The organism is Tautonia rosea, assembly GCF_012958305.1.
Lineage (GTDB): Bacteria > Planctomycetota > Planctomycetia > Isosphaerales > Isosphaeraceae > Tautonia > Tautonia rosea.
Genome location: NZ_JABBYO010000003.1, coordinates 270,887 through 296,241, shown reverse-complemented (window position 1 = coordinate 296,241; position 25,355 = coordinate 270,887). Strand labels below are relative to the sequence as shown.

Here is a 25,355-nt window from a genome sequence, read left to right as displayed (position 1 = left end):
GAAGCGGCTCTGCCCCCCGCACTACCAGTGCATGACGTAGCCGCCGTCCACGTTGATTGTTTGTCCGGTGATGTTCTTCGCTCGCGAGGAGGCCAGGAAGACCGCCATCGCTGCGAGATCTTCCGGCTCCTGCCAGCGATTGAGGGGCACCAGTCGTTGGATCTTCTCTGAGGTCCACTCCTCCCAGCTCAGGCGGGCTTCCCTGGGCTGGGTGGCCGTCCACGCCTCATACACCGAGCGATTGAGCGGAGTGTTCACCATACCAGGGTTGATGGTGTTGACCCGGACGTTGCTCGCGGCCAGGTCGCGCGCGGCACACTGCGCGAAGTTGATCAGAGCGGCCTTCGAGGCGCTGTACGGCGGGTCGGTTGCGGAGCCGATCTGCCCGGCAACTGAGGCAATCATGGTAATTGTTCCCCTGCCCGCCTCGGCCATTCGAGGTGCGAAGGCGTGTGCCACGTTCACAGCACCGAGCAGGTTCACCCGGAGGACCTGGTCCCAATCGCTCGGCTCAAGGTTCCAGAAGGGCATCCCGAACTTTCCCGAACCGATGGCCGCGGCATAGACGAGATGATCAACCCGGCCGAGATCGCGGAAGGCGTCGTCGGCGACCTGGTTCATCAGGTCAGCGTCGGTGACATCGGCCACATACGCGGCGGTCGGCCGGCCGGAATGGCGGCGATACTGACCTGCGACAAAGCCAACCGTCGGGCTGCGATCGACGTAGGCGACCGTGGCCCCCGCCTCACTGAAGCCCTCAGCAATGGCCCGGCCGATGCCTCGGGCGGCACCAAAGATCAAGGCGACCTCGCCACCCAGTTCAATCCGCATCTGAAACCCTCCGGTTGCGTCTTCGATGAGGGGCTAGGATGATGGGTCGAACCAAACCGATCAACCCCTACCCGTGATTCTCGTTGACGCCGATGGAACCGAACCGCAATCGTCCTCGGGTCGCGGCCGACGGCCCGCTCGATTCGACCGTGATGAGTCTGCTTGCCGATCGGGTCGAGTTACTCCCCTGGGACGCGACCGACGGAACGACGGGCCCCCTCGACGGGCTTTACACCTACGGACATCCGACCGTCGACGCCGCAATGCTCGACCGCCTGCCGGGAGTTCGTGTCGTGAGCAACTACGGGGTGGGAGTCGATCACATCGACGTGCCCGCTGCAACGGCGCGGGGGATTCTGGTGGGCAACACCCCTGGTGTTCTCGATGGCGCAACGGCCGACATGGGATTCGCCTTGCTGCTGGCCACAGCTCGTCGCCTGGTGGAAGGGGACCGCTATGCCCGATCCGCCGCATTTACGCGCTACGATCCGGGGTACATGCTTGGTCGAGAAGTTCACGGCTCGACGCTTGGAATCGTCGGCATGGGACGGATCGGCGAGAAGATTGCGCGTCGGGCGCTTGGATTCGACATGACGGTCCTTTACCACAACCGTCGTCCTCGGCCTGAAATCGAAAGCGCGCTCGACCTTCGATACGTCGGGTTTGAGGAACTGCTGGGAATGAGTGACTTCGTCGTCCTCTGCGTACCCCTGACCGATCAAACCCGCGGCTTGATCAACGCATCAAGCTTGAAACAGATGAAGCCGAGCGCTGTGCTCGTCAACATTGCCCGGGGGCCGGTGGTGGTGACGGGGGACCTGCTCGATGCGCTGCGGACCGGGACGATCGCGGCCGCCGGGCTCGATGTGACGGACCCGGAACCGCTCCCCCGAGATCATCCCTTGCTCAGTCTGGAGAATGTCGTGATCAGCCCTCATCTCGGCAGCGCGACCGACCGGACTCGCCTTCGAATGGCCGAGGGCTCGGTGGCCAACCTGATCGCAGGGCTGGCAGGCCATCCGCTCCCCAGTCCGGTGAGCACGCTGCCCCCGGAGCGATCGTAAGCGATGCTCCGAGGTGTACCTTATCACTCGGATCAGGAGGACGCCGAGGCGGTACCGCGTCGGTGTGAGAGCCAGCGCCAGCCAAAATAGAACGGAACACCGACGGCGATACTCGCAAGCGCCGCGATCGCCTCTTGCGGTTTCTCGATACAGACGGCGATTGTCAACGACGAGGTGGCCGTCAGGTAAATTGCCGGAACAACGGGATAGCCCGGGGTCCGAAACGGTCGGTGCAGGTTCGGCTGGCGAATTCGGAGCGCATAGACCGAGGTGATCGTCAGCATCGAGAACAAGGCAAGGCCAACCCCTGCGTAAACGATGATTTGCTCGAAGGTACCGGTCCAGAGCAAGATCAGCGACCAGGAAATCTGCATCGCGGTCGCCACGGCTGGGGTCTGGGCCTTCCCGGAAAGGCGGGCGGCCACCCTGGGGAATTGACCAGCCCGGGCCATCGCAAAGGCCACCCGAGGTCCGGTGAGAATGAATGCGCTGAGCGAGGCCAGCAAGGTCAGGCCAATGACGATCGACAAGGCGGCTCCGATCCGAGGGCCGAACAACCGAGTCGAGGCAATCTCTGCGATCGGGGCAAGCCGACTCATCGGGCTGGGATCACCCGCGGCCTCGGCCTCGGAGACGATCTCCACCAGGTCGCCCGGCGTCACGGCGAGGGCATAAAAAAGATTCATCGCCAGGTAAAGCACCACCACACCGGCAATTCCCAGGAAAATCGCCTGCGGGAGCCTCCGTTGAGGCGATTCGATCTCTCCGGCCAGGTAGGCCGCCGCGTTCCATCCCGTATAGGAATAATACACATAAACCAACGACGCAAACGCGGCGAGCACGAGACTGCGATCGATCTGCCCAACCGAAGGGGCATCGGCCAGGTTCTCCCAGCGTCCCCATCCGGCGGTAATCCCGGCGATGGCCAGTGTAGAGAGCAAACCAATCTTGACGATCGTCGCAGCGCCATGCACGCCGACTGATCCGGTGCGGGTCCGACCGTGAAGATGCCCGAAGAGAAGAATTAAACCGGTCGCCACCAGTCTCCGGCCGAGCAGGGCCGTTTGCTCGTCGAGCCCGAGCGGTCGGAGCAGGTATTCCCCGGCCGCGACCGAGGTCGCGGCAATCGGCGCTCCGAAGCCGATCAAGAAGGAGACCCAACCTGAGAGAAAGGCAGCGAGCGGACCATACGCCTCGTACAGAAAGACATAATCACCTCCCGATCGAGGGATGGCCGCCGCCAGCTCGGCCAGAGAGAGCGCTCCGCAGAGGGCGATCACCGCACCCACGACCCAAAGCCCGAGCATCCAGGCGTTGCTCTGCACCGCAAACGTCGTATAGCCCGAGGTCGTCAGCACTCCCGTGCCGACCATGCTTGAGACGACCACAAAGGTCGCCGTGGTCAGGCCGTACGAGGTGGGCATCTCCTTCGGGGCTTCGGTCGGTGGGTGCTCGTTAGGGGAGGCCATCAGCGACTGGTCTCCGAGGTCGAGCCCGTCTGCCGGCCCTCTCGAACGAAGATGGCCATGAAATTCTCTTCGAAGGGCGGGAGGTCGATTTCCTCCATGTCGATCGGCCGAAATCCAGTCGCAGCGATTTCCTGGATGAAGGTCTGAGAGTCCGCGCGGACGTGCTCCATGATGAAGGGGGAGCTGACCCCCTCTCGACGGTCGAAATCAATGACGACCAGCCGAGCACCCGGCTTCATACTTCGGTGGATCGAGCCAAGCACCGCGGCCGGGTCTTCGAAGTGGTGGTATGTGTCGCATATGAACACCAGATCAAGTGTTTCTGGGGGCAACTGGGTCGAGTCCTGGGTTCCGAGCACTGTACAGACGTTGATAAGCTGTTGCTGCTGGGCACGCCTGGCTATGTAATTGAGGAAATTCGGCGCGATGTCGACGGCGAAGACGGCTCCCTCTGCCCCCACGGCCTGGGCCATCGGAATCGTGTAGAGCCCGGTCCCCGCTCCCACGTCGGCAACACGCATCCCTGGCTTCAGCTCAAGGATTTTGAGGACTTCATCCTGAAGCGTGGCGACCTCGCGCGATTCACTCTCAAACCGCTCGACAAACTGATCCACATCGGGATCACGGAACGCCTCGTTCAGTTCCGGAGGAGCACCAGGCTTTTCCTGAGCCTTGGTGGGACATGCAATAGCCGAACCGAGCAGGATTGTGAACGCAAGTGAGCGAATCATGGCAGGCATCGGGCGTTCCCATTCGGGCCAAGAGAGAGGATTGATCTGGTCGCGGAGTTCCGTTCTAGCCAAGGCCAGTGCAGACTGTCCAGCGGTTGACGCGTTCGAGGCCCTGGCAGTGGGCTGTTGTTGCCAGGGCGAAGGCTCACTACTCTTTCTAGAATCGGGACCGTCCCCCGAATGTCTCGTTTTGAGATGGAGCCAACCGCCAATGAGAACGAACATCAATCGTCGCGGCTTCCTGGGTGCCGGGGCTGCAACCCTCGGCTACTTCTACTCGGCCCCGGCCTACTCGGCTGCCCGCATGGGCCGCAAGCCGAACGAGACGCTTCGCTTCGCCGGCATCGGCGTCGGAGGCAAAGGAAGCAGCGACATCGACCAGGCCGGCAACCTCGGCGAGATCGTCGCCCTCTGCGACATCGACGAGGGGCACCTGGCCCCAAAGATCGCCAAGTGGCCCTCGGCCAAGGTCTTCTATGACTTCCGAGCGCTGCTCGAAACAATGGAAAAGGAGATTGACGCCGTCACCGTCAGCACTCCTGACCACACCCACGCCCTGCCGTCGGTCATGGCCATCCGCATGGGCAAGCACGTCTACTGCCAGAAACCCCTGACGCAGACGGTCTTCGAGTCTCGCGTCTTGAAGGAAGAGGCCCGCAAGTACGGCGTCTGCACCCAGATGGGCAACCAGGGGTCGGCCGAGGACGGGCTTCGACGCGCCGTCGAGGTGATCCAGGACGGCATCATCGGCCCCGTGACGGAAGTGCATGTCTGGACCAACCGGCCGGTCTGGCCCCAGGCCCCGACCATCACCGCCCGCCCCGATCGAGCCGACGTCTGGCCAGAGGGAATTCACTGGGACCAGTTCATCGGCGGCGCTCCCCTGCGTCCGTTTGTGGAGAAGGTCTACCACCCCTTCAACTGGCGAGGCTGGTGGGACTACGGCACCGGAGCCATTGGCGATATGGCCTGCCACACCGCCAACATGGCCTTCCGAGCCCTGAAGCTGGGCCACCCGGTCGCTGTATCGGCCGAGAACGACGAACTGAATGACGAGACGTTCCCCGGCTGGGCTCGCGTGACCATTGAGTTCCCTGCCCGAGGCGACATGCCCCCCGTGACCCTCACCTGGTATGAAGGCCGACTGGACGGCGAACTCGTTCTGCCCCCGAAGGAGCTGCAATCGAAGATCCTCTCGGGAGATGAAAAACTGCCCGGCAGCGGCTCGATCCTCGTGGGTGAGAAGGGCATTCTCTACTCGCCGAACGACTATGGCGCCCGCTACCGGCTGCACCCCGAGGCCCTCGCCGAAGGCAAGAACCTCGAAACCCCCGAACGGCTGCCCAGCAACAACCGGGGCGACCAGGGGATGAAGAACGAGTGGGTCGAGGCCATCAAGGCCGGCAAGCCCGAGATCGCCTACTCGAACTTCGACGAGGCCAGCCTGCTCACCGAGGCCTTCCTCCTCGGCAATGTTGCCATCCGTACCGGCAAGCGCCTGGAATGGGACGGGCCGGGCTTGAAGGTCACGAACTACCCCGAAGCCAATCAGCTTATCCAGACCGAATATCGGCGCGGATGGGAAGTGACTCGTTCGTGATGCGTGAGCGTTCCTGCTGAGCTCCTACGTCAGTTCGTCCTCTTGCCGGCCTCCTCAAACCGGCAAGAGGACGCTTCAAATAATAACAAAAAAACATCTTCAAAGTTTCTTAGTTCTGAGAACTTATAGACGAACTTTTGAACATAAAATGATCTTAGTGCCAATCACGCTCAGTTCTGCCGGACAATTTGAAGTTACTAAAATAAGCGAATTCTCTCGAATGGGGGTAATTCCTCTTGCAACAAGGGGGAGCGGATCGTCATCCTTTTCGGATCGTCGTGGCGAAGTGGCGGGTTTCGACCGAACAACCAACCCGCCTCAATGTCCAACGTGAGTACCAGGGATTGTCCCGCCGCCACGGCGAAGTACGGAGACCCGAGAGAACTACCACACGATGATTGTTATCAACCGCGTCCCTGTCCGAACGTTCGCCGTGATTGGTCTGGCTCTGGCCATCACGGGTGTTGCTCCTCGATCTTCCGAGGCCTCGGCCGACCCGGTCTGGAGCCTGCTGACCACCTTGGTTCGAGGGGTGTTTCCTGACGATCCGACCCTCCTTTCCGACGATGCCATCCTGAGCGAGTTGGAGCAGGACGACTCCGCCCTGCGACGTGTCCTTGACGATGGGGTCAAACTCGCCCAGCAACCGGTCCAGATGCAACCCACCCAGACATATCAGGTCCAACCTCCCCAGACCACCTACGCCCCGCAATACTATTACTACTACCCCACCCCGGCTCCGGTAGCGGGCTATCAGACCGTGCAGAACACGGTCAACGCCGCCGTGACTTACTGGACCGGTCAGCAGCCCGCTCAGCCGACCGCTGCTGCCGCCCCCCAGCCGGCCGCCGCTCCAGCCGCTTCGCAGGGTGATCCACACGGCTTCACCGCCTGGCTGAACGGCATCCGAAGCCAGTACGGTCTTGCCCCTGTGGCATACGACGAAAACTTGTCGGCCTGGGCCAACATGAACAACGCTCAGCAGAACAGTCGCGGCCTGGGGCACCATGTCATGGGTCCCGCGCGTCGACAAAACAGTGCCATGGGATCGGCCGCCAGCATCGGCGCCCAGTGGCTCGCCTCTCCTGCTCACGCCGCCGCCCTACTCGATCCGTCAATCCGGGTCATCGGCATTGCGGGCATGGGGGCCTACTGGACCTTCAACGCCTACTGAGCCTCACGGCGTCGTGAAGGTCAAGCCTTGAGACAACCGCGATCGAGAGTCTTCTGGCTCTCGCGTCGTGGCCGACCGGGACACAGGGACGCGTCCCGGTTGTTGGCGGATCTCAAGCATCCCTCTCGAGAATGCAGTTCGCTCCACCGCGCGTGATTTCTCTCCCTCCGCATGCTTCTTCTCACCGAGGCGTGCCCTCGACCTGGTGGTGTCGGCCCACATTCAACATCCATCCAGGCACATCAGGCGCGCCTGCCTGACTTACGCTTCTCCGAATCGCCCAGAGGGGCCAAGGGTTTCCCGGCGGCCGACCCGACCGCTATGATGGTGAAATGGTCGCTCGAGCGGGGCGGCTCCGTCGCAAATCACCATTGGACGGAATCCATCGTGTAACCTGTCCGGACCTGGAGGCATCTGGTGTCGACCGACGCTGAGCAGTTTCATACGGTCGCGAAAGTTGGAGAAATCCCCGAAGGCCAAGGGCGAGCTTTCGACGTGGATGGAGTCATGGTTGCCGTGTTCCTTGACGGTGGTCAGTATTTCGCGATTGAAGATTATTGTCCTCACCAGGGAGCCCCGTTGAGTGACGGGATCGTCTACGAAAAATCGGTGACTTGCACCTGGCACGGCTGGCGATTCGACCTTCAAGATGGCCGGCACCTCGAAGGCTCTCGATCCCGAGTCCCGACCTTCCCGGTTCGGGTCGTCGGAGATGAAATTCAGGTCAATATCGACTGAACCTCTGATTTGAGCAATGGCCCCGTCGGTGGTGATGTTCTGGCCCTGCCGAGACAGCGGGTTCCAGGGACGCCACGATCACCCGAATGGTGGAGCCATGCCCATCCAAGCCACGGAGCCGCTCCCATGCGAGCCGCCTACATCGAGTCGCACGGCGACGCCTCATCGATCCGAGTCGGAGAGGTTCCCACCCCCAAGCCGGGACCTGGCGAAGTGCTTGTCCGAGTCGGCGCCGCGGCCATCAACCCGATTGATCTGTATCTCCGATCGGGTCGTGTTGCCATGCCAATGAGCTTTCCTTATGTGGTCGGTACCGATGTCGCCGGCACCGTCGAGGCGGTCGGCCCTGAGGTCACTCGCTTTCGTCCGGGGGATCGTGTCTGGGGTTCGAACCAGGGGATTCTCGGCCGTCAAGGGTCCGCTGCAGAGTACATCTGCACGAACGAACGATGGCTCTATTCGACACCTCCTAGACTCTCTGACATCGAGGCGGCCTCGATCGCGCTGGTCGGAATCACCGCTCACCTCGGCCTGTTCGAACGAGGACACCTGAAACCTCACGAAACCGTTTATGTTTCGGGAGGTGGCGGAGGAGTTGGTTCCATGGTCATCCAGATGGCCAAGGCAACCGGTGCTCGCGTCGCAACGACGGCCGGCCATGAGCCCACGCTCGAACTCTGCCAATCACTCGGCGCGGACCTCGTCCTCAACTACAAGACGGACGATGTCCCCGCCCGCCTTCGCGAGTGGTCTGAGGAAGGCATTGACGTTTGGTACGAAACCCAGCGAGAACCGGACCTGATGACGATCGTCCCCTTGCTGCGCAAGCGAGGGCGAGCCATCCTAATGGCCGGTCGAGACGCCACGCCATGTTTCCCCCTGGGCTCCTTTTATCCGCGCAATTGTTCAATTCTTGGTTTCGCTATGTTCAATTATGAACCCGACGATCAGCTGACCTGTGCCGAGGACATGATCCGTTGGATCACGCAGGACCGCTTGCGGCCCATCGTCGGACGCACGTTTCCCCTCGACCAGGCCGCCGAGGCCCAGCAATTCCTTGAAGACAACACCGTCGGGGGTGCGGGCACCCTTGTGGGGAAGGTTGTGATTACTGTCAACGACAATTGAACATTTGACTTAGTCAGTCGATGACTGTTTCTCGAAATAGGAGCACTGCGGCTGGGTGGCTTGCTCGATCCGTTCCGCCTCGATTGCCTGAAAACTGACCGGTCCGAACGAAAGGACACGGAAGTCCTGTACGGATCGGCAACGCAACCCTGCCTCATCGAAGTATCGACGGTAGTCATAGATCGGATGAAGTGGCACCAATCCCATCGCCCAGTACAGCGCGATACCGACCCCGTTGTACACCCGGTGAATCGCACGATGAATGAACGGTCCGGAGGGGACCGCGACATCGGCAATCAAGAGCCTTCCCCCTGGCCGGACCAGACTGGCAAGGTGGCGAAGCATACGTCGCATCGGTCCGCGTTCAAAGCAATTCAGGAAAAAATTCGCAGCGACAACATCATAGTATCCCTTTCTGTCATGTTCGAACACATCCCCGCGAATCAATTCAGCGGACCGACCGGCACGCTCGATTTTCGATCGAGTACGGCGCAACATTTGATCTGATAGGTCGATACAGGTCAGTTCAACACCCCGAGACGCCGCGCGCACAGCGTCTTCCCCTGCCCCGACTCCGACATAAAGGACCCGATCACCGCTGTTCAGAAACGACAATTGCGATGCCTTGGCCGCCTCGATCTGACCAAGCGAATACAACCGCGCCAGCGGCTCATAAAACCAGGCAGTGCGATCAAACCCACCTGAGGGGACATCGGGAGCCGAGGGGCACATTCAGGGTTGGTCCTGATCAAAGATTGCGAGGATCGAAAGACATTTTGAGTGATGGGAAGCCGATTCGATCAGCCAATGCTTGAGCCAAAGCTTGGACATGAGGCTGCCGCATCATCGTCAGATGGTTGCCGGGAACAGAGACGATGTCCAGATCCTCAGTCAGTCGTCTCCACTCGTCGAGTGGATCACGCCGCCGATCCGTAATGAGTTCCTCCGCCATCAGCAGGGAAATCCGCCCTCCCCGATATGGTTCGGGCCGATAGGAGTAGAGCGCCTCGACGTTGGCCATGAACACCTCGAAAATCCGTCGAATCTGGCGCTCTGAAGCCCCTGGAGGAACAATCATCGATGTTTCGGCATGCTGTCGAAACTCCGGGAAAATTCCGGCTCGCTTGGCTCCGAGGAACTGAAACAACGGCGTGTCGCTCGGAATCAAGGCCCTGAGAATGGCAAACGAGTGCAGGAAACCGGCATCGATCAAGAGTAGACGGTCGGGTGGATTTCCCTCCTCCGCCAGTCGTCTCGCCATTTCGAACGCGACCACTCCTCCGAACGACCAGCCGCAAAGCCGGAGCGATCCCTCGGGCCGGACGTGTTTGATTGCCTGAAGGTAGGCATCCGCCATCGCCTCGACCGAGGTCAACGGCGGTCGATCGTCGTCGACCCCCGGAGCCTGGAGTCCGTAAAGCGGCTGGTCTTGCCCGAGTGCTCGAGCCAGTTCAACATAACAGAGGACGTTCCCGCCACCCGGATGAATACAATACACGGGTGGGCGGCTTCCACCGGATTGGATCGGGACCAGCGGGGACCATTCGTCCGATGCTCGACCTCGAGACAGGGCTGCTGCCAGTCCTGCGATGGTCGGCCGCCGCATCATGGCTCCGATCGAGAGGGCCACGCCGGTCTGTCGATGAAGCCGACTCAGCAGATCCATCGCTGCGAGCGAATCACCACCCATCTCGAAAAAGTCGGCGTTGATATTGACTTCACGACCGAATACGTCGTTCCAGACCTTCGCCACGAGGAATTCCATCGCATCCCGAGGCACTGAGGGTCGGTTGCGTACGCGTCTCGGAATCGACACCCTCGGGCCATTCATGCCCACGTTGAGCAAGGCACGATGGTCGAGCTTTCCATGAGCCGTCTTTGGAAAATCATCAACCAGATCCAGCCGACCGGGGATCAGATGGATAGGAACATTGGCTCGTAAATAATCACGAACATCATCCAACGAAAACAGGTCCTCATCCTCGGGTACGACGAAGGCTGCGAGCCGGCGATCGGCCCCCTGCCCTTCGGTCAAAACCGCCGCAGCCCGCACGGATGGGTGGCGTTCGAGAACGTCCCGAACCTCGGACGGCTCGATTCGAATACCACGAATCTTCACCTGATCATCAATTCGTCCAAGAAATTCAAAGTGACCTTCCGGTTGCCTTCGAACTCGATCACCCGTGCGGTACCAGCGTCGCGTAATTCCATCCGCATCGGAACGAACGAGAAACCGTTCGGCCGTCAGTTCGGGACGTCGAAGATAGCCCTTGGCCAGAGCAGGTCCACCCAGGTACAACTCTCCTTCAACCCCATCGGCAACCGGTTGGCCGAGATCATCGAGGATCAGAGTCTCGACATGAGCTAGCGGTTTCCCGATCGGAGGAGCCGGTTGAGGACCTTCCGGACAGCGATAAAGCGTTGCACACACGGTCGCTTCGGTTGGGCCATAGGCATTGATCAAGCGACGTCCCACCGACCATTCCGATGCCAGGGCCGAAGAGCAGGCCTCACCCGCGACGATCAATGTATGCAGATCAGGGTAGATTTCCCGAGGCAAGAGGCCGAGGACCGTGGGTGGCAAGGTTACCACGGCAATTCGACGCTCCCTGAGTGTCCGGGCCAGAGCCTCTCCCGGAAGGAGATTCTCGGCCTCGGCCAGGCAGACCGTTCCCCCTGCAAGCAGGGTGACGAAGACCTCGCTGATCATTGCATCAAACCCGAGCGCCGCAAATTGCAGCACACGCGTTCCTTCGCCGATGCCAAAGGCAGGTGCCTGGGCTTCATACAGGGGACCGATTCCCTGATGGGTCAGTAGCGCGGCCTTCGGGCGACCGGTTGATCCAGAAGTGTAAATCGCATAGGCAAGATCATGGGAACGTCCCACAGGCAATTCCGGGACGATCGATTCGCGAACCCGTTCCAACTCATCAATAGTTACCACGCTGGCCCCGGAAATGGGCAGGTTGGGTGCAATGTCGGCGGACGACACGACGAGGGGAACGTCGGCATCTTTCAGGAAGAACGCTTGCCGAGCGGTCGGGTAATCGGGATCAATCGGGAGGAATGCACCTCCCGCTTTCATAACCGCGAGCATCGCGATGATGGCCTCAACCGATCTTGGCAACGCCAGACCCACCAACACATCGCGGCCTACCCCGAGACGAGACAGGGCAATGGCGAGTTGATCGGTTCGATCGTCCAGCTCCGCATAGGTTAGTGAACGCGAGCCCTCTTCGATCGCGATCTGGGAGCCGCTCAGGGCCACCCGACGGCGAAACAGGGATGGAGTCCATCCCATCGCATGACCGGTCGCGAGGCACGACCGGCCCGCATCGGCCCCTTCAAGAGCGTTCTGACGAGCGATCACAGTGGCGGTCTCGGCAAAGCTCCCACGCGCTTCGGAGCAATTCTCCGGAGGCGTTCAACGGAAACCAAACGGGGCAACGATTGAGCTGCCCCCAATCCCTCTGAGCGTTGTAGGCCTTCTTGAGCCGGTCGACGAGCCTCGGAGCTCAGTCAAGAGACCCCGAGGAGCCAGCGTCTCCCGTCTGCAAAGGCAATCACAAGCTGACTCAGCCTCGGACAAGACTCTTGTACTTGATTCGGTGGGGCTGGTCGGCCTCGATGCCAAGCCGTTCCCGACGCTGATCGAGGTAGGTTTCATAATTTCCGTCGCACCAGACCACCTGGCTCTCCCCTTCGAAGGCGAGGATGTGGGTGGCGATCCGGTCGAGGAACCAGCGGTCGTGGCTGATGACCACGGCACAGCCGGAGAAATCAAGCAAGGCGTCTTCCAGGGCCCTCAACGTGTCCACATCCAGGTCGTTCGACGGCTCGTCGAGCAGCAACAGGTTGCCGCCCGTGGTCAATAGCTTCGCCAGGTGAACACGATTTCGTTCGCCACCGGAAAGCCGGCCGACCTTCTTTTCCTGATCCGGCCCCCGGAAGTTGAACCAGGAAACATACGCCCGAGACGGCACCTTGCGCTTGCCCAGCTCGATCTGGTCGAGTCCGCCGCTGATCTCCTGAAAGATCGTCTTGTCCGCGTCCAACGCATCGCGGTTCTGGTCGACGTAGGAGAGCTTGACGGTGTCACCGACCCGGAGCCTCCCAGAGTCGGGTTTCTCCTGACCAACGATCATCCGGAACAGGGTCGTCTTGCCCGCTCCGTTGGGACCGATCACTCCGACAATACCACCGGGGGGGAGCCGGAAATTCAGGTTCTCGAACAGGATGCGATCGCCGAAGGCTTTGGATACCCCTTCGGCCTCGACCACGAGATCACCCAGGTGAGGCCCCGGAGGAATCTGGATCGTGACTGGCTCATCCCGTCGTTCGGCCTCCTCGGCGGCCAGTTGCTCATAGCGTTGAATGCGGGCACGATTCTTGGAAACCCGGGCTCGGGGAGACATCCGGATCCACTCCAGCTCGCGTTCCAACGTCTTCCTGCGCGAGCGGTCCTGCTTCTCCTCTTTTTCGAGCCGAGCCTGCTTCTGTTCGAGCCAGCCGGTGTAATTCCCTTCGAAGGGGATGCCCCGGCCACGGTCGAGTTCCAGAATCCACTGCGCGACGTTGTCGAGGAAGTAGCGGTCGTGGGTCACGGCCACGACCATCCCCGGATACTCCTGTAACGCCCGTTCGAGCCACAACACGCTGTCGGCGTCGAGGTGGTTCGTGGGCTCGTCGAGCAAGAGGATGTCGGGTCGCTGGAGCAAGATCTTGCAGAGTGCGACGCGGCGGCGCTCGCCCCCCGAGAGGGTTGAGACGTCGGCATCGCTCGGCGGAAGTCGCATGGCGTCCATGGCGATTTCGAGGCGTCGGTCCAGCTCCCAGCCGTTGGTGGCTTCGATGCCGTCTTGCACGTCGGCCTGTTCGTTGAGCAGGGCGTCCATCTCGTCGGCATCGGGCCCTTCACCGAGTCGCATGTTGATTTCATCATACCGCTTCAGTAAGGCCCGAAGCGGAGCAACGGCTTCCTCAACGTTGCCGAGCACGTCCTTGTCGGGATTGAGCATCGGTTCCTGGGACAGGTAGCCGATCGTCGCGCCGGGAGCAGGCCGGGCCACGCCGAGATACTCGGTTTCCTCGCCGGCCATGATGCGAAGCAAGGTACTCTTGCCTGCACCATTCGGACCGAGGACGCCGATCTTCGCCCCGGGATAGAACATCAAGGTGATGTCCTTCAGGACCTCTTTCTTCCCGTGGTTCTTCGACAGACGTTCAATGGAGAAAATGTACTGAGGCGGCATCGACGATCCCGGGTGCGAGGCTCAACAAAAGAGAGGCCCGAGACGGACTCGCCCCGAGGCCACCAAACGGCCCGATTCAGGGCCGCCTGGAACCTTCGATTAGATCGAATGCGATGGGCCGCCGTAAAGCCCAGTCGCCGGTCGCCCGCGCCCGAGCATCCGCGAATCTGGGGTTCGTCCAGGCTGCCTCCTCTACGCCTCAACACGCCCCATAAAAACTGACGCCCCGAGATCAACCCGAGGAACGACACGAACCGCGCCCGCTCCAGCACCGTCCGGGGGCGGCGCCGTGCGCCCCCGAACGGGCCTCCGATTCGGGGGACAACGCGGCTGCATGCGTGTCACCGCGGAGACGGAACCGCAGCCACGCGGAATCCGACGTTCATGAACCGAAACTCGGGGTTACCCCTGCCGCGGCTCGCCGACCGGCAGGACTCGCCGAAGGTGCTCCAGCTGCCGCCGCGGAGCACGCTGCTCGAGAACAAGGATGGCACTGATGGATCCACGCCTCCACGCAAGGTGTCACTTTGTTCGTCCAAGCACCACTCCAACACGTTCCCGTGCATGTCGTACAGACCCCAATTATTCGGACGGTAACTCCCCACCGCCGTCGGACGGTCAAGGAACGGGCCCTCCGACGCACCGTTGTAAGGTAAGTAACCATTGAAGTTCGCCTCACGGCTGCTCAGCGAATCGCCAAACGCAGTCGCCGTCCGCGTCCCCGAACGACACGCATACTCCCACTGGGCCTCCGTCGGCAAACTGTACTCCCAGCCCGCAGGCAACCGACCCGCTCGACGCTCCTGGTCCGTCAGCTTCCGGCAGAACGCCAGCGCCTCCCCCCACGAGACCCAATCCACCGGAAACCGCCCCGTGTCCATCCCGGCGACCTTCTCCTTTTTCGACCCGGTCGAGGCGAACGCGCTGGGGTTCTCCCCCATCGCCCGACGATATTCCTCTTGCGTCACCTCGTACTTCCCCAGCCAGAATCCACTCGACAGCGTCACCTCCACCGGGCCCTCGCGGTCATCCACTCGATCAGGCTCATCCTTCGGACTCCCCATCGAGAAGGTCCCCGGCGGACACCAGACCAGTTCCAGGTTCAGGCCGTTGTCGGACCGGGTCTGGCCTGCATTCACGCCCGCATACGATTCCGTCGGGTCCTGGAACTGCTCTTCCAGCTTCTGCCGAGCGGCGTTATCCCCGCCCAGGTAGAAGCCGATGGACTTGGTCAGCCTCCCGACAACCGTGCTGTCCCGCCGGGCCGTGCAGGTCAGCGTGACGAGGTCACCGGTCCAGTCCGAGGGGACCTCGGCCAGCAGGGCGAAATCGGTCTGGCCCTCGCGGGTCGTCTGATCGTGCCACTTGAGGTCGAAGTAGAGGGTCTGGCCCTCGTTGTGCGTGCCGGTGACGATGACCTGATCGCGGGGAGGGAGGCGGTCGACCTGGACCTTGGTGCGGACCTCGTTGAGGTCCCGCCTCGTCCGCTGCCCTTCGCCCCCGACGCCCACGTCCAGGCCGAAGGCGCTGAAGCCGACCCGGCCCCCGCCGCCGAACGAGACGTTGAGGTCCGTCAACTCATGTTCCTGCCGTTGCTCGCGCCGGACGAGGACGTTGCTCCCGGTCTGGGTCCGCGGCAGGTGGTCGAGCAGGGTGAGGGAATCCGGCAGATTCAACTCGTAGCGCAGCGACTCGACCGTGTGCTCCGGGACGTTGAAGTTGGCCGAGATGGGGATGACGACCAGGACCACCTTGCGGGCCGAGTCGGCCCGTTGCGGCGGTTCCACTTCCGTACACGCGAACACGCGGCGGGTGTCGAATTCGACCGGAACCTGGGCCCTGGCGACGTGAGCCGACAGGCCAGCGAGGCAGAACGCTCCGATCGCAATCATCGTTCGCATGATGCTTCCTCGGGATGAACACGACGAGACGCCGCCAGGAACGATCGTTCCCGGGCCACTCTGGACATTTACCACAGAGTATTCGTTTTTCGCGAAAGAATATTTCTCCGCTGTCGCATATGACGAGACGGAATCGGTCCGATCACATCGACCTCAGGAAGCGGATGCGGATGTGGGTTTTGTATGGTGCGTCGAGTCCGCGAAGACGCACCGATCTGCCCCGAAATGCGGCGGTGCGTCTTCGCAGACTCGATGCACCCGACGCGGCTGGCCGGCCTCGCACGGCCTCATGGCCCAGAATCAGGAGGCCGTACCGGCCGCCTCGGCCTGGTCGGCCGGCGAGAGCGGCAGGGCCGATTTGCCGAACATGCGACCGGCTTTGATGAGGCCACCTTGCATGACGGCCAGAAGTTTGGAGCGGTCTTCGAGGATCTTGATGTCGCCGAGCACGTCCCCCTCGACCACGAGCACGTCGGCCAGCTTGCCGGGTTCGAGCGTGCCGAATTCCTTGGCGCGGCCCATGATCTCGGCCCCGGTCTTCGTGGCGCAGGTGATCGTCTCCAACGGCGAGAAACCGACGTGCTCGACGAAGAAGGTCAGCTCCTTCGCGTAGTCGCCATGCGGATTCCAGGCGAAGCCGTAGTCGCCCCCCATGCCGATCCGCCCCCCGGCCTTCAGAATCATCCGGGCACTCTCGGCCCCGCCGTCGAGCGTCTCCTGGTGGCCGTCCACCACCGCTTGCGGCATGCCGAGCTCCGGCCCCTTGACGACGCTCGCATATTCGAACTGCAAGGCGGGCACGACCGGAACGTCTCGCGAGAGGAGCAGATCGAGCGCTTCCTGATCCATGAACGTCCCGTGTTCTAGGCAGTCGAAGCCGGCGCGGAGGGCGTTCTTGATCCCTTCGGTCGCCCGGCAATGGCCGGTGACTTTACGGCGGTAGTTGTGGGCTTCGGAGACCACCGCGGCCATCTCGTCGAAGGTCATGCAAAGGGTGTGATGGTCGGCCGTATCGGGGGCGGCGGCGTCTCCGGTCGGATAGGTCTTGATCCACTCGACCCCATCCTTGACGAGTTTTCGGACCGCCTTGCGTCCTTCCTCAGGACCATTGATGAGAAGGATCAGACCCTCCATCCCAAGCTTCATGTGGTCTGGGTTCCAGTCCATCAAGCCGCCCGCTCCGCAGATTTCCCGACCGCTGGCGGCCAGTCGAGGACCGGGAATGAGGTCTTCCTCGATCGCCTTCTTCATCCAGACGTCGATGTTGTGCAGGCTGCCGCCGCTCCGGGCCGCGGTGTAACCGCATTCCAGGGCGAGCTTCGCGTTAGCACAGGCGAGAATCGTCACATATTCGACCGGATACTTGATGTCGAGATCGGCCAGCTCGGCCACATTGAAATAGGTCGGGTGAAAGTGGGCCTCGACCAGGCCTGGCATGATCGTTCCGCCTTTGGCGTCGAGACGATCGGCATTCGGCGGCACGAGGTCCGATGGCATGGCCGATCGGGGACCGGCGTACACGATCCGACCGTTTTCGATCACCACCGCAGCATCCGGCACGGCCGGGGCTCCGGTGCCGTCGATGAGTTGCCCGTTCTCAATGACCGTCCAGCTTTGCGCAAACTTCATCGAAACGGCTCCTCACGTCGATTCCGGGGCGTGCTTCGACCGGTCACAAAGGGGGTGAGCACAGGCTTCTTGCGACCGATGCCCTTGTTCAGAAAAAACGACCTGTGCTTCTCAGTGTGTCCCGGTCTGCATCCGGGATCAACGCCCGAGCCTCGAAGGTCACGCGATGATCGTTCGGTTGGGAATCTCCGGCGTTCCTTGCTACAATGCTGCCCATTCGATTGCCGATTCCGACCCCTTCAGGACCTCCGACCGATGATCGATCCCCGCGTTGCCAGCGGGTTGCGGGACATCCCCCCCTCGGCCATGATCCCGCGCGAGCGAATGCTGGAGACCTTGCGCAAGACGTTCGCTTCGTTCGGCTTCGTGCCGATCGAGACACCCCATATCGAACGCATGGAGGTCCTCACCGGCAAGGGGGCCGGCTCCGATGAAGTCCTCCGCCAGATTTTCGAGGTCACAAACAAAGGCGGCACCCCCGGCGAGCTGGCCTTGCGGTTCGACCTGACCGTACCCCTCGCCCGATTCGTCGCCCGGCACGTCGATCAGCTCGGCACCCCGTTCAAGCGCTACGCGATCGGATCGGTCTTCCGCGGCGAGCGTCCGGCCAAGGGGCGTTTCCGCGAGTTTACCCAGTGCGACTTCGACACCGTTGGCACCGAGAGCGTCGTCGCCGATGCCGAAACCGCGCAGGTCATTCACGACTCGCTGGCGGCCATCGGACTCGACGGGTTTACCCTTTGCCTGAACAATCGCAAGATCCTCGATGGCTTGCTCGATTCGTTCGGTGTGATCGACCGCAAAAGTGCCGTGCTTCGAGCCCTCGACAAGCTTGGCAAGATTGGCCGGGAAGGCGTGCTCAGTGAACTGACTGCCACCGAATCGACCGGCGCAACCCTTTCCGACGATCACGCCCGCGCTCTTCTCGACTTCGTCGAACAGGGAAAAGGCTCCGGTGAGACCGTCCTCACGATGGCCGAGGACCGCCTCAGCTCCCACGCAACTGCCGCCGAGGGGATCGCCAACCTCCGCCAGGTGCTTGAGCTGCTCGATGCCGCCGGGGTTCCTCAGAACCGTGTGACGATCGACCTCGGTCTCGCCCGAGGACTCGACTATTACACCGGGATCGTCTTCGAAACGACGGTAGACGGCTGGGAACGCTTCGGCTCGATCAGTTCCGGAGGCCGTTACGACGATCTGGCGAGCCTCTATATCAAGCGGCGATTGCCAGGTGTGGGGGCCTCGATCGGCCTCGACCGCCTGATCGCCTTGATGGAAGAGGCGAAGCGACTCCCTACATCAGCCACCACGGTGCCGGTCCTCGTCGCCCAGTTTCCGGGGGTCAACCCAGGGACCTCGGTGCGCCTCGCCGCCCGACTCCGAGCGGCCGGGATCGGGGCTGAGGTTTACCCCGAACCCATCTCGATCGGCAAGCAGATGGGCTACGGCTCGAACCGAGGCCACAAACTCGCCGTCATTGTCGGCCCAGACGAGGACGCAAATCAGGTCTTCAACCTCCGGATGCTCGCCACCCGACACGAAGACAAAGGGCTCGCCTGGTCAACCCTTGAAGACTCGATTCGAAGCGCTCTGGGCATCCTCGAACAACACGAAGCACACGAACCCACCCCGCCCGGCCCGACGGGTTGAACCGTTTTGCCATGATTCGCGCGGCGAACGTCCCCAACTCGACCGATTCCGGACCCCCAGACCCGCCATGACCGCTGAACCCTCCTCAACCGCCCCTGGCCCGGTGGCTCACCGCGAGGCCCCGATCGCTCAGGTCCGCGGCACCCGAGACTGGATGCCGAGCGATTTCGCCGCCATTGCCCGGCTCGAACGGACCCTGATGGATCACTTCGCCGCCGCCGGATTCGAGGCGATTCGCACCCCAATCCTCGAAGTCACCGAACTCCATGAGCGCAAAAGCGGCGCCTCGATTGTCTCGAAACTGTTCGAGCTGGCCGACGGACCCGGCCGCCTCTGTCTCCGACCCGAGCTCACCGCCAGCGTCGTCCGAGCGTATATCGACGCTCCCGAGCCTGTTTCGATTCCCTGGCGCATTTGCTCCTCGGGACCCGTTTTCCGGTTCGAGCGCGACCCGGGACCGACCCGATACCGTGAATTCACTCAGGCCGGAGTCGAATTGCTCGGCGCCCCCGGGCCTGAGGCCGATGCCGAGGTCATCGCCCTGGCCATCGACGCGGCAACATCCGTCGGGCTTGACGATGTCACCGTGAGAGTCGGTCATACGGGACTGATCGTCGAGGTTCTGGAACGCTGCGGGCTCCCCACCGCGGCCGTTTCCTCGCTCGTCGAGCACCTGAGTGATGCCGCCGCCGAAGGCCGCAACGTCCGGGCCCTGGAATCGGCCCTCGAACGCCTTTCCGGATGGCTCCAGGGAGACGCTGAGCAAGAAGCCGAGTCGGTCTTGCCCGCCATCGACCGCGCCGACGATCCCGGCGTCGATCGGCTCTTTCGTCACCTGGTCCCCCGAGTGACTGGCCGCCGCACCGGTCACGAGATCGTCGGCCGCTTGCGAAAGAAATGGGCGCTCGGCCATTCGCTCGGTGCCACGCTCGAACGGGTTCGCGAACGCGTCCACGCCCTGGCCGACCTTCGAGGACCGGCCGTCGATGTCCTTCAGGGCCTTGAGCAAGGCTACGCCGCCCTCGCTCCTGGCACGATTCGAAGTTTTTACGCCATGCTCGACCTGCTGGAAGCCCGCGGCATTCCTCCCGAACGGATCGAGATGGACCTGGGCTTCGGACACGGTATCGGGTTTTATTCGCAAATGATCTTTGATCTCTCGATCTCGACCCCCTCCGGGCCTCTGGGTGTCTGCCACGGTGGCCGGTACGACGGACTCGCCAGGGTCCTCGGAAGTGACCGCGACCCCCACGGCGTTGGGTTCGCCTTCGGCGTCGAACGGCTCTATCACGTGCTGGAGGCTCGCTCCCAATGAGCCTGGAGAACGGAAACGCCGTGATCAACCCCATCCGCATCGCCCTTCCTTCCAAGGGGCACCTGTACGAGGGGGCTGTCGATCTGCTCAAGGCTGCCGGCTACAAGGTCCGGCGCGCGAGCGATCGGCAGTACGAGGCCACCATCGGCGGCCACCCGCGCTTTCATGTCGTCTTCATGAGGCCGACGGACATCGTCGTGCAGGTCCAGGAAGGCCGATGCCACCTGGGCGTCACCGGTATGGACGTCTTCGCCGAGCATCAGGACGAAGCCACCGACGCCGTCGTTGTTGAGGCCGACCTCGGCTACGGTGGCTGCCGCCTGGTCGTCGCCGTCCCCGAGAGCTGGATTGACGTAACCCACATGCTCGACCTGGTCGACTTGACCACCGAGTTCAAGGACTCGGGCAAAGCCTTCCGCGTCTCGACCAAGTACGGCACCCTCACCGAAGCTCACTTCCGCCGCTGGGGGATCTACCACTACCAGATCATCCACTCCGACGGAGCGCTGGAACTGCACCCGACGCTCGGTATCGCCGACATCATCGTTGACCTGACCAGCTCAGGGACGACCCTGAAAGACAACCGGCTCCGAGAGATTGAAGGGGGCAAGGTCCTTGACTCGGCCTCCTGCCTGATCGGCCACGCCCCGAGCCTTCAGCGCCTGATCAATGAGGGGGACACCGGGCCGCTTGCCCTCTTGCTCGACGGACTCGATGGGGTCCGAGCCTCGGAAAGTCAGCTTCTTCTCGAAGTCGTCGGCGGACCCGAGGAAGGGCACCAGGCTGCCGCCGTTTCGGCATTCCTGGCCCATCAAGGCGCTCAGCATGTGGTGCGGGGGGAAGCCTGGGACGAGCGTGGCCGATCCTGCTGGCGAGTGACAGCCCTGGCCCCTGCCGGGCGAATCGCCTCGTTTCAACGCGAGCTGATCCGCCTCGGTGCCCGTCGCGTGGTCGGCATGCCCACGCGATTTCTCTTTGATGCCGAAGGCCCCCCCTCGACCTTTGACAGACTTCAGGAACAGCTCGCCACTCAATCCCCTCGGTAACCCGGTCCCCGAACGATCATCCCCGGCTTGGCCCCGGTATGAACCCCGTCCCTTACCACGGCCTGGCCGTTGACGAACACGTCGCGAATGCCGACCGAAATTTGGTGCGGTTCTTCATACGTCGCACGGTCGATGATGGTCACCGGGTCAAAGATCACCACATCGGCATACATCCCTTCGCGGAGCAAGCCCCGATCGCGGATCGACAGGCGATCGGCCACTGCAGACGTCATCTTGCGGATCGCCTCCTCCAGCGAAATTACCCCTTCCTCCCTCACATACTTGCCAAGGATGCGGGGATAGGTCCCGTAAGACCGGGGATGGACCAGGCCAGTCGCCTTTTCTGGGTCGTGCCCTCCCGCGTCGGTGCCGAACTTCATCCAGGGCTGTTGCATCTGAAGCGCGACGTTCTCCTCGCTCATCATGATATAAATGGTACTGATCCGTTGTCCTTCGATGACGAGCAGATCAATGGCTGCGTCGATCCAGTCTTTCCCCTGGGCCTCAGCGATTTCTGAGAGTCGTTTCCCGGCGTAGCCCTTTGTCTCCGGCTTCGTCAGGCCCAGCACGATCACATTTTCCGGCCCCGACAACTCGGCGAGATTTTCCCACTCTGAGGTCGGATTGAGGATCTCCTCCTTGATCTTCGCCCTCATCACCGGATCGGCGAGATTCTCATAAAGCTTCCCGTCGGCCGACGCCCACGGCGGCAGGGCCGCGGTCAGGCCGGTCCCTCCGGCCGTGTAGGGATACATATCAGCACTCACATCGAGCCCCTCGGCCCTTGCCGCATTGATCCGCTCGATCGCCCGGATGGCCTTCGGCCAGTTCCGCGTCCCGGCAGCCTTGAGGTGATAGATCTCGACCGGCACCCCTCCTTCACGGCCGATCCGGATCGCCTCGTCCATCGCTTCCAGGAACTGGTCGGCTTCCGATCGAAGGTGGGTGATATAAATCCCTCCGTACGGCGCCATCACCTTGGCCAGTTCGATCAGGTCGTCTGTCCCGACGAAGCTATCGGGCGGATAGATCAGGGCCGATGCCAGGCCGAACGCCCCCCCTTCCATCGCGTCGCGGACCAACACGCGCATCTGCTCCAGTTCCGCTGCCGACGGCGGCCCTTGCGTCATCCCCTTGACGTAGCTCCGAACGGACCCCGACCCCACGAACGACCCGAAGTTCACCGACCCGCCGTGCTCCTGCATCGCCTTCAGCCAGCGATCGAACCCACCCGGCACGTCGAATTCTTTCGGCTCCTTGCTTGGCGCATTTGAGGTTCCTTCTCCCATGATCTCGGTCGTCACTCCCTGCGTCACCTTGCCGATGACCCGGCCATCTCCGGTGAGCATTGCCTCTCGCGAGTGACTTTGAAGATCAATAAACCCCGGAGCGACGACCATCCCAGTCCCGTCGATCCGCTCCTTCGCGTCTTCGCCGTCGAGCATTCCCGCAGGAGTGATCCTGGCGATCCGGTCGCCCTTCAGCCCCACGTCTCCGTAGAACCAGGCGTTGCCCGTCCCATCGATCACCCGGCCATTGTGGATGATGACGTCATAAGTTGAATCCTCCCCAATGGCTCCCAACAGTACTCCACCATTGACAACCAGCAGGGCGACACATACCAATCCAGAAAAAATAGTACGAACACCCATCGTGATCTCCATAAGGCCAGTTCTTTACTGTTTGAAATTCGAGATCCTGATCAACTGTGCTTGGGTTCGACGCTTATCCCCCATAGGCGCCATACTGCTTCAGACCCTTCGTATACAGCCACCGGCAAAGCACCGCGAAGAAGACGGCCCAGAACAGGCCGAGCAGCAAGCCCCCGGCCAGTTCGCTGCCCTCCATTTTCCCCAGGAAAATGACGGCCGGGAAGTAGGCCATGTACTGGAAGGGAAGCATCTTGAGCAGTCCCGCCCAGAACGGGGGCAAGAAGTCGAGCGGCAGCATCTGGCCGGAGATGAAGAAATTCAAGGTCATCACCACCCAGAGAATCGACGTAATCTCCAGGAACCAGAAACCGACCATCCCCACGCACGCTTCGAAGAAGAAGCCGATCAGGAAGGCAAGCAGCAACGAAACCGCATACGCGAGCCAGATCATCGGGTCCGTCGGAATGTTGCCGACGAAAAATTGATAGCAGATGCCAAACAGGACTGCGTACGGCAAAGCCGACCCGATGATATAGGCTGACTTGTGCGCCATCCGATACGAGAGCAGGTAGCCGATCAGGTCGAGCGGCTGGATCAAATACTTCTTGAGTGTCCCATCACGCACTTCGCGGGCAATCCCACCCGCCAGCCCCGGCATGCTGGAGAACATCCGGCTGATGTTGACAATCAACAGGTAGGCTATGGTCTGCTCATACGTAAATCCTGCCAACGTCGAGGAGCCGGATCCATCATAAATCGCGCTCCAGAGCAGAATGGTTGTCAGCGTCGGAAGGAAGCGAAAGAAGGTGGTGATGAAGAAATCGGCGCGATACGTCATGCGCTCGGCCAGGGAGACGCGATAAATCTTCCCGTACTTCCGGAGCATGGGCCCCCATCCGTAGTGCGGGGGGGCGAGCGGTCCACTGCCGATTCCAGCCAGATCGGGAGCCGTCTCCGTACCCCCGGAGGCCTCGTCCAAAGTGACGGCCTGCGGATTCGAGGTGGAGGGGTCAGGCGGCGTCATGATCTGCCCCTTCCCGGCCTTCCTGGAAGACCCGGGTGATCACCTGTTCGAGTGGAGGGTCTTGCACCACCACGTCGGCCACCCGGTAGTGGTCAAGTAGCGCGCCAAGGACCTCGGCCACCCGCGATCGATCGACCCGGATCTCGGCCTCTCCCCCTTCGTTGCGGTCGACATCACCAAATCGAGCAAGGTCCGACGGGACTTCCCCCTCGGCAAATTCGAGCTTGATCAGCTTCGTCTGGCCGAAACGGCTCGACAGGCCCGACAAATCGCCATCGTAGATCAGGTGGCCGTGATTAATCACCAGCACCCGATCGCAGAGCGCTTCCACGTCCCTCATATAGTGTGAGGTCAAGAGCATCGTCACCCCTCGGCGGGCGTGGTACTCCTTCAGGCAGCGTTGAATGGTGATTTGAGCGACCACGTCGAGACCAATCGTCGGCTCGTCGAGCAGAAGCAACCGCGGGCGGTGCAGCAGCGCCGCGATCAACTCCATCTTCATCCGCTCGCCGAGTGAAAGCTCGCGGACCGGCTGATGCGTTAGCCGAGCCACGTCGAGCAAGGTCGTCAGCTCGTCGAGCGTCTCCCGGTACTCGGCTACGGGAAGCTGGTAGATTTCGCGGTGCAAGTCGAAACTATCGGCCGCGGGAAGGTCCCACCAAAGTTGATTCTTCTGCCCCATCACCAGGGCGAACTGACGGCGAAAGCGATCGACCCGGTCCGAAGGCGTGTACCCGAGCACCCGAGCCGAACCTCCCGAGGGATAGATCAGGCCCGAAAGCATCTTGAGTGTCGTCGTCTTCCCCGCGCCGTTCGGGCCGAGAAAGGCGACCATCTCTCCTGGTTCAATGGCGAACGAGATGGCCTCAACCGCCTTCACTTCGCGGTATTCGCGACGGAACAACCCTCGAATAGCGCCGGCCAGACCGTCACGCTTCTGGAAGACCCGGTAGGTCTTGGTCAGATCTTCGACCTCGACGATCGGCATGGCAGCGGCGGAACCTCCCGACTCTTCGATCCCGGTTTATTGAGACCCCATCATTGTAGAGTCGGGTCTCCGGAATCAAGTCGAGCCGCCTGAAGCAGGAACTGAGTGCACAGGAGGGCAGCGACGGTTCCCGGCCGAAACGCCCCGGATCGTGTGCGAAGGC

19 protein-coding genes are annotated in these 25,355 nt (G+C 61.9%); 8 read left to right on the top strand and 11 right to left on the bottom strand.

Going from position 1 to position 25,355, the window contains the following annotated elements:
- Window positions 1-21 precede the first annotated feature (21 nt).
- Window positions 22-831, bottom strand: a complete 810-nt coding sequence (locus HG800_RS06585; RefSeq protein ID WP_169975038.1) for an SDR family NAD(P)-dependent oxidoreductase — start codon at window positions 829-831, stop codon at window positions 22-24.
- A 92-nt stretch (window positions 832-923) separates the two neighbouring features.
- On the opposite strand from HG800_RS06585, the gene HG800_RS06580 reads away from it, so the two are divergent.
- Window positions 924-1,895, top strand: coding sequence for a 2-hydroxyacid dehydrogenase (locus tag HG800_RS06580; RefSeq protein WP_169975036.1), 972 nt, complete (start codon window positions 924-926; stop codon window positions 1,893-1,895).
- Window positions 1,896-1,927: 32 nt separating this feature from the next.
- Here the strand turns inward: HG800_RS06580 and HG800_RS06575 are convergent, their stop codons facing one another.
- Window positions 1,928-3,364 (bottom strand): APC family permease, encoded by a 1,437-nt coding sequence (locus tag HG800_RS06575; RefSeq protein ID WP_169975034.1) that lies wholly within the window; start codon window positions 3,362-3,364, stop codon window positions 1,928-1,930.
- The gene (locus HG800_RS06570) at window positions 3,364-4,095 is read right to left on the bottom strand and encodes a class I SAM-dependent methyltransferase (protein WP_169975031.1); all 732 of its coding nucleotides are present in this window, start codon (window positions 4,093-4,095) and stop codon (window positions 3,364-3,366) included. The genes HG800_RS06575 and HG800_RS06570 overlap by 1 nt, the downstream gene beginning before the upstream one ends.
- A 211-nt stretch (window positions 4,096-4,306) precedes the next feature.
- On the opposite strand from HG800_RS06570, the gene HG800_RS06565 reads away from it, so the two are divergent.
- From HG800_RS06565 to HG800_RS06550, 4 genes are all read left to right on the top strand, one after another.
- Window positions 4,307-5,695, top strand: coding sequence for a Gfo/Idh/MocA family protein (locus HG800_RS06565; protein ID WP_169975029.1), 1,389 nt, complete (start codon window positions 4,307-4,309; stop codon window positions 5,693-5,695).
- Between the two features lie 394 nt (window positions 5,696-6,089).
- Window positions 6,090-6,869, top strand: coding sequence for a CAP domain-containing protein (locus HG800_RS06560; protein WP_169975027.1), 780 nt, complete (start codon window positions 6,090-6,092; stop codon window positions 6,867-6,869).
- 417 nt (window positions 6,870-7,286) lie between these two features.
- A complete protein-coding gene (locus HG800_RS06555) occupies window positions 7,287-7,607 on the top strand; it encodes a Rieske (2Fe-2S) protein (protein WP_169975025.1) in 321 nt (106 codons plus the stop codon).
- Between the two features lie 126 nt (window positions 7,608-7,733).
- Window positions 7,734-8,735 (top strand): quinone oxidoreductase family protein, encoded by a 1,002-nt coding sequence (locus tag HG800_RS06550; RefSeq protein ID WP_169975023.1) that lies wholly within the window; start codon window positions 7,734-7,736, stop codon window positions 8,733-8,735.
- Window positions 8,736-8,744: 9 nt separating this feature from the next.
- Here HG800_RS06550 and HG800_RS06545 read toward each other — a convergent pair whose 3' ends face one another.
- From HG800_RS06545 to HG800_RS06525, 5 genes are all read right to left on the bottom strand, one after another.
- Window positions 8,745-9,467, bottom strand: a complete 723-nt coding sequence (locus tag HG800_RS06545; RefSeq protein ID WP_169975021.1) for a class I SAM-dependent methyltransferase — start codon at window positions 9,465-9,467, stop codon at window positions 8,745-8,747.
- A gap of 16 nt (window positions 9,468-9,483) precedes the next feature.
- A complete protein-coding gene (locus tag HG800_RS06540; protein WP_169975019.1) occupies window positions 9,484-12,105 on the bottom strand; it encodes an amino acid adenylation domain-containing protein in 2,622 nt (873 codons plus the stop codon).
- Between the two features lie 205 nt (window positions 12,106-12,310).
- Window positions 12,311-13,987 carry an energy-dependent translational throttle protein EttA gene (gene ettA / locus HG800_RS06535; RefSeq protein ID WP_169975017.1) on the bottom strand — a complete coding sequence of 559 codons (1,677 nt, stop codon included), beginning with the start codon at window positions 13,985-13,987 and terminating at the stop codon, window positions 12,311-12,313.
- 341 nt (window positions 13,988-14,328) lie between these two features.
- Window positions 14,329-15,888: a formylglycine-generating enzyme family protein gene (locus tag HG800_RS06530; RefSeq protein WP_169975015.1), complete on the bottom strand. Its 1,560-nt coding sequence runs from the start codon at window positions 15,886-15,888 to the stop codon at window positions 14,329-14,331.
- A gap of 300 nt (window positions 15,889-16,188) precedes the next feature.
- A complete protein-coding gene (locus tag HG800_RS06525) occupies window positions 16,189-17,517 on the bottom strand; it encodes a metal-dependent hydrolase family protein (RefSeq protein ID WP_169975013.1) in 1,329 nt (442 codons plus the stop codon).
- A gap of 255 nt (window positions 17,518-17,772) precedes the next feature.
- On the opposite strand from HG800_RS06525, the gene hisS reads away from it, so the two are divergent.
- The 3 genes from hisS (at window position 17,773) to hisG (ending at window position 21,528) form a co-directional block, all read left to right on the top strand.
- Complete coding sequence (hisS, locus tag HG800_RS06520; RefSeq protein ID WP_169975011.1) at window positions 17,773-19,167, top strand: histidine--tRNA ligase; 1,395 nt, start codon at window positions 17,773-17,775, stop codon at window positions 19,165-19,167.
- Window positions 19,168-19,234: 67 nt separating this feature from the next.
- Window positions 19,235-20,482, top strand: a complete 1,248-nt coding sequence (locus tag HG800_RS06515) for an ATP phosphoribosyltransferase regulatory subunit (protein ID WP_169975009.1) — start codon at window positions 19,235-19,237, stop codon at window positions 20,480-20,482.
- On the top strand, window positions 20,479-21,528 hold the full coding sequence (gene hisG / locus HG800_RS06510; RefSeq protein WP_169975007.1) for an ATP phosphoribosyltransferase: 1,050 nt from the start codon (window positions 20,479-20,481) through the stop codon (window positions 21,526-21,528). The genes HG800_RS06515 and hisG overlap by 4 nt, the downstream gene beginning before the upstream one ends.
- Here hisG and HG800_RS06505 read toward each other — a convergent pair.
- From HG800_RS06505 to HG800_RS06495, 3 genes are all read right to left on the bottom strand, one after another.
- The gene (locus HG800_RS06505) at window positions 21,513-23,180 is read right to left on the bottom strand and encodes an N-acyl-D-amino-acid deacylase family protein (RefSeq protein ID WP_235963365.1); all 1,668 of its coding nucleotides are present in this window, start codon (window positions 23,178-23,180) and stop codon (window positions 21,513-21,515) included. The genes hisG and HG800_RS06505 overlap by 16 nt on opposite strands.
- Window positions 23,181-23,253: 73 nt before the next feature.
- On the bottom strand, window positions 23,254-24,204 hold the full coding sequence (locus HG800_RS06500; protein ID WP_235963363.1) for an ABC transporter permease: 951 nt from the start codon (window positions 24,202-24,204) through the stop codon (window positions 23,254-23,256).
- Window positions 24,191-25,192 carry an ABC transporter ATP-binding protein gene (locus HG800_RS06495; RefSeq protein WP_169975003.1) on the bottom strand — a complete coding sequence of 334 codons (1,002 nt, stop codon included), beginning with the start codon at window positions 25,190-25,192 and terminating at the stop codon, window positions 24,191-24,193. The genes HG800_RS06500 and HG800_RS06495 overlap by 14 nt, the downstream gene beginning before the upstream one ends.
- Between the last annotated feature and the right edge of the window lie 163 nt (window positions 25,193-25,355).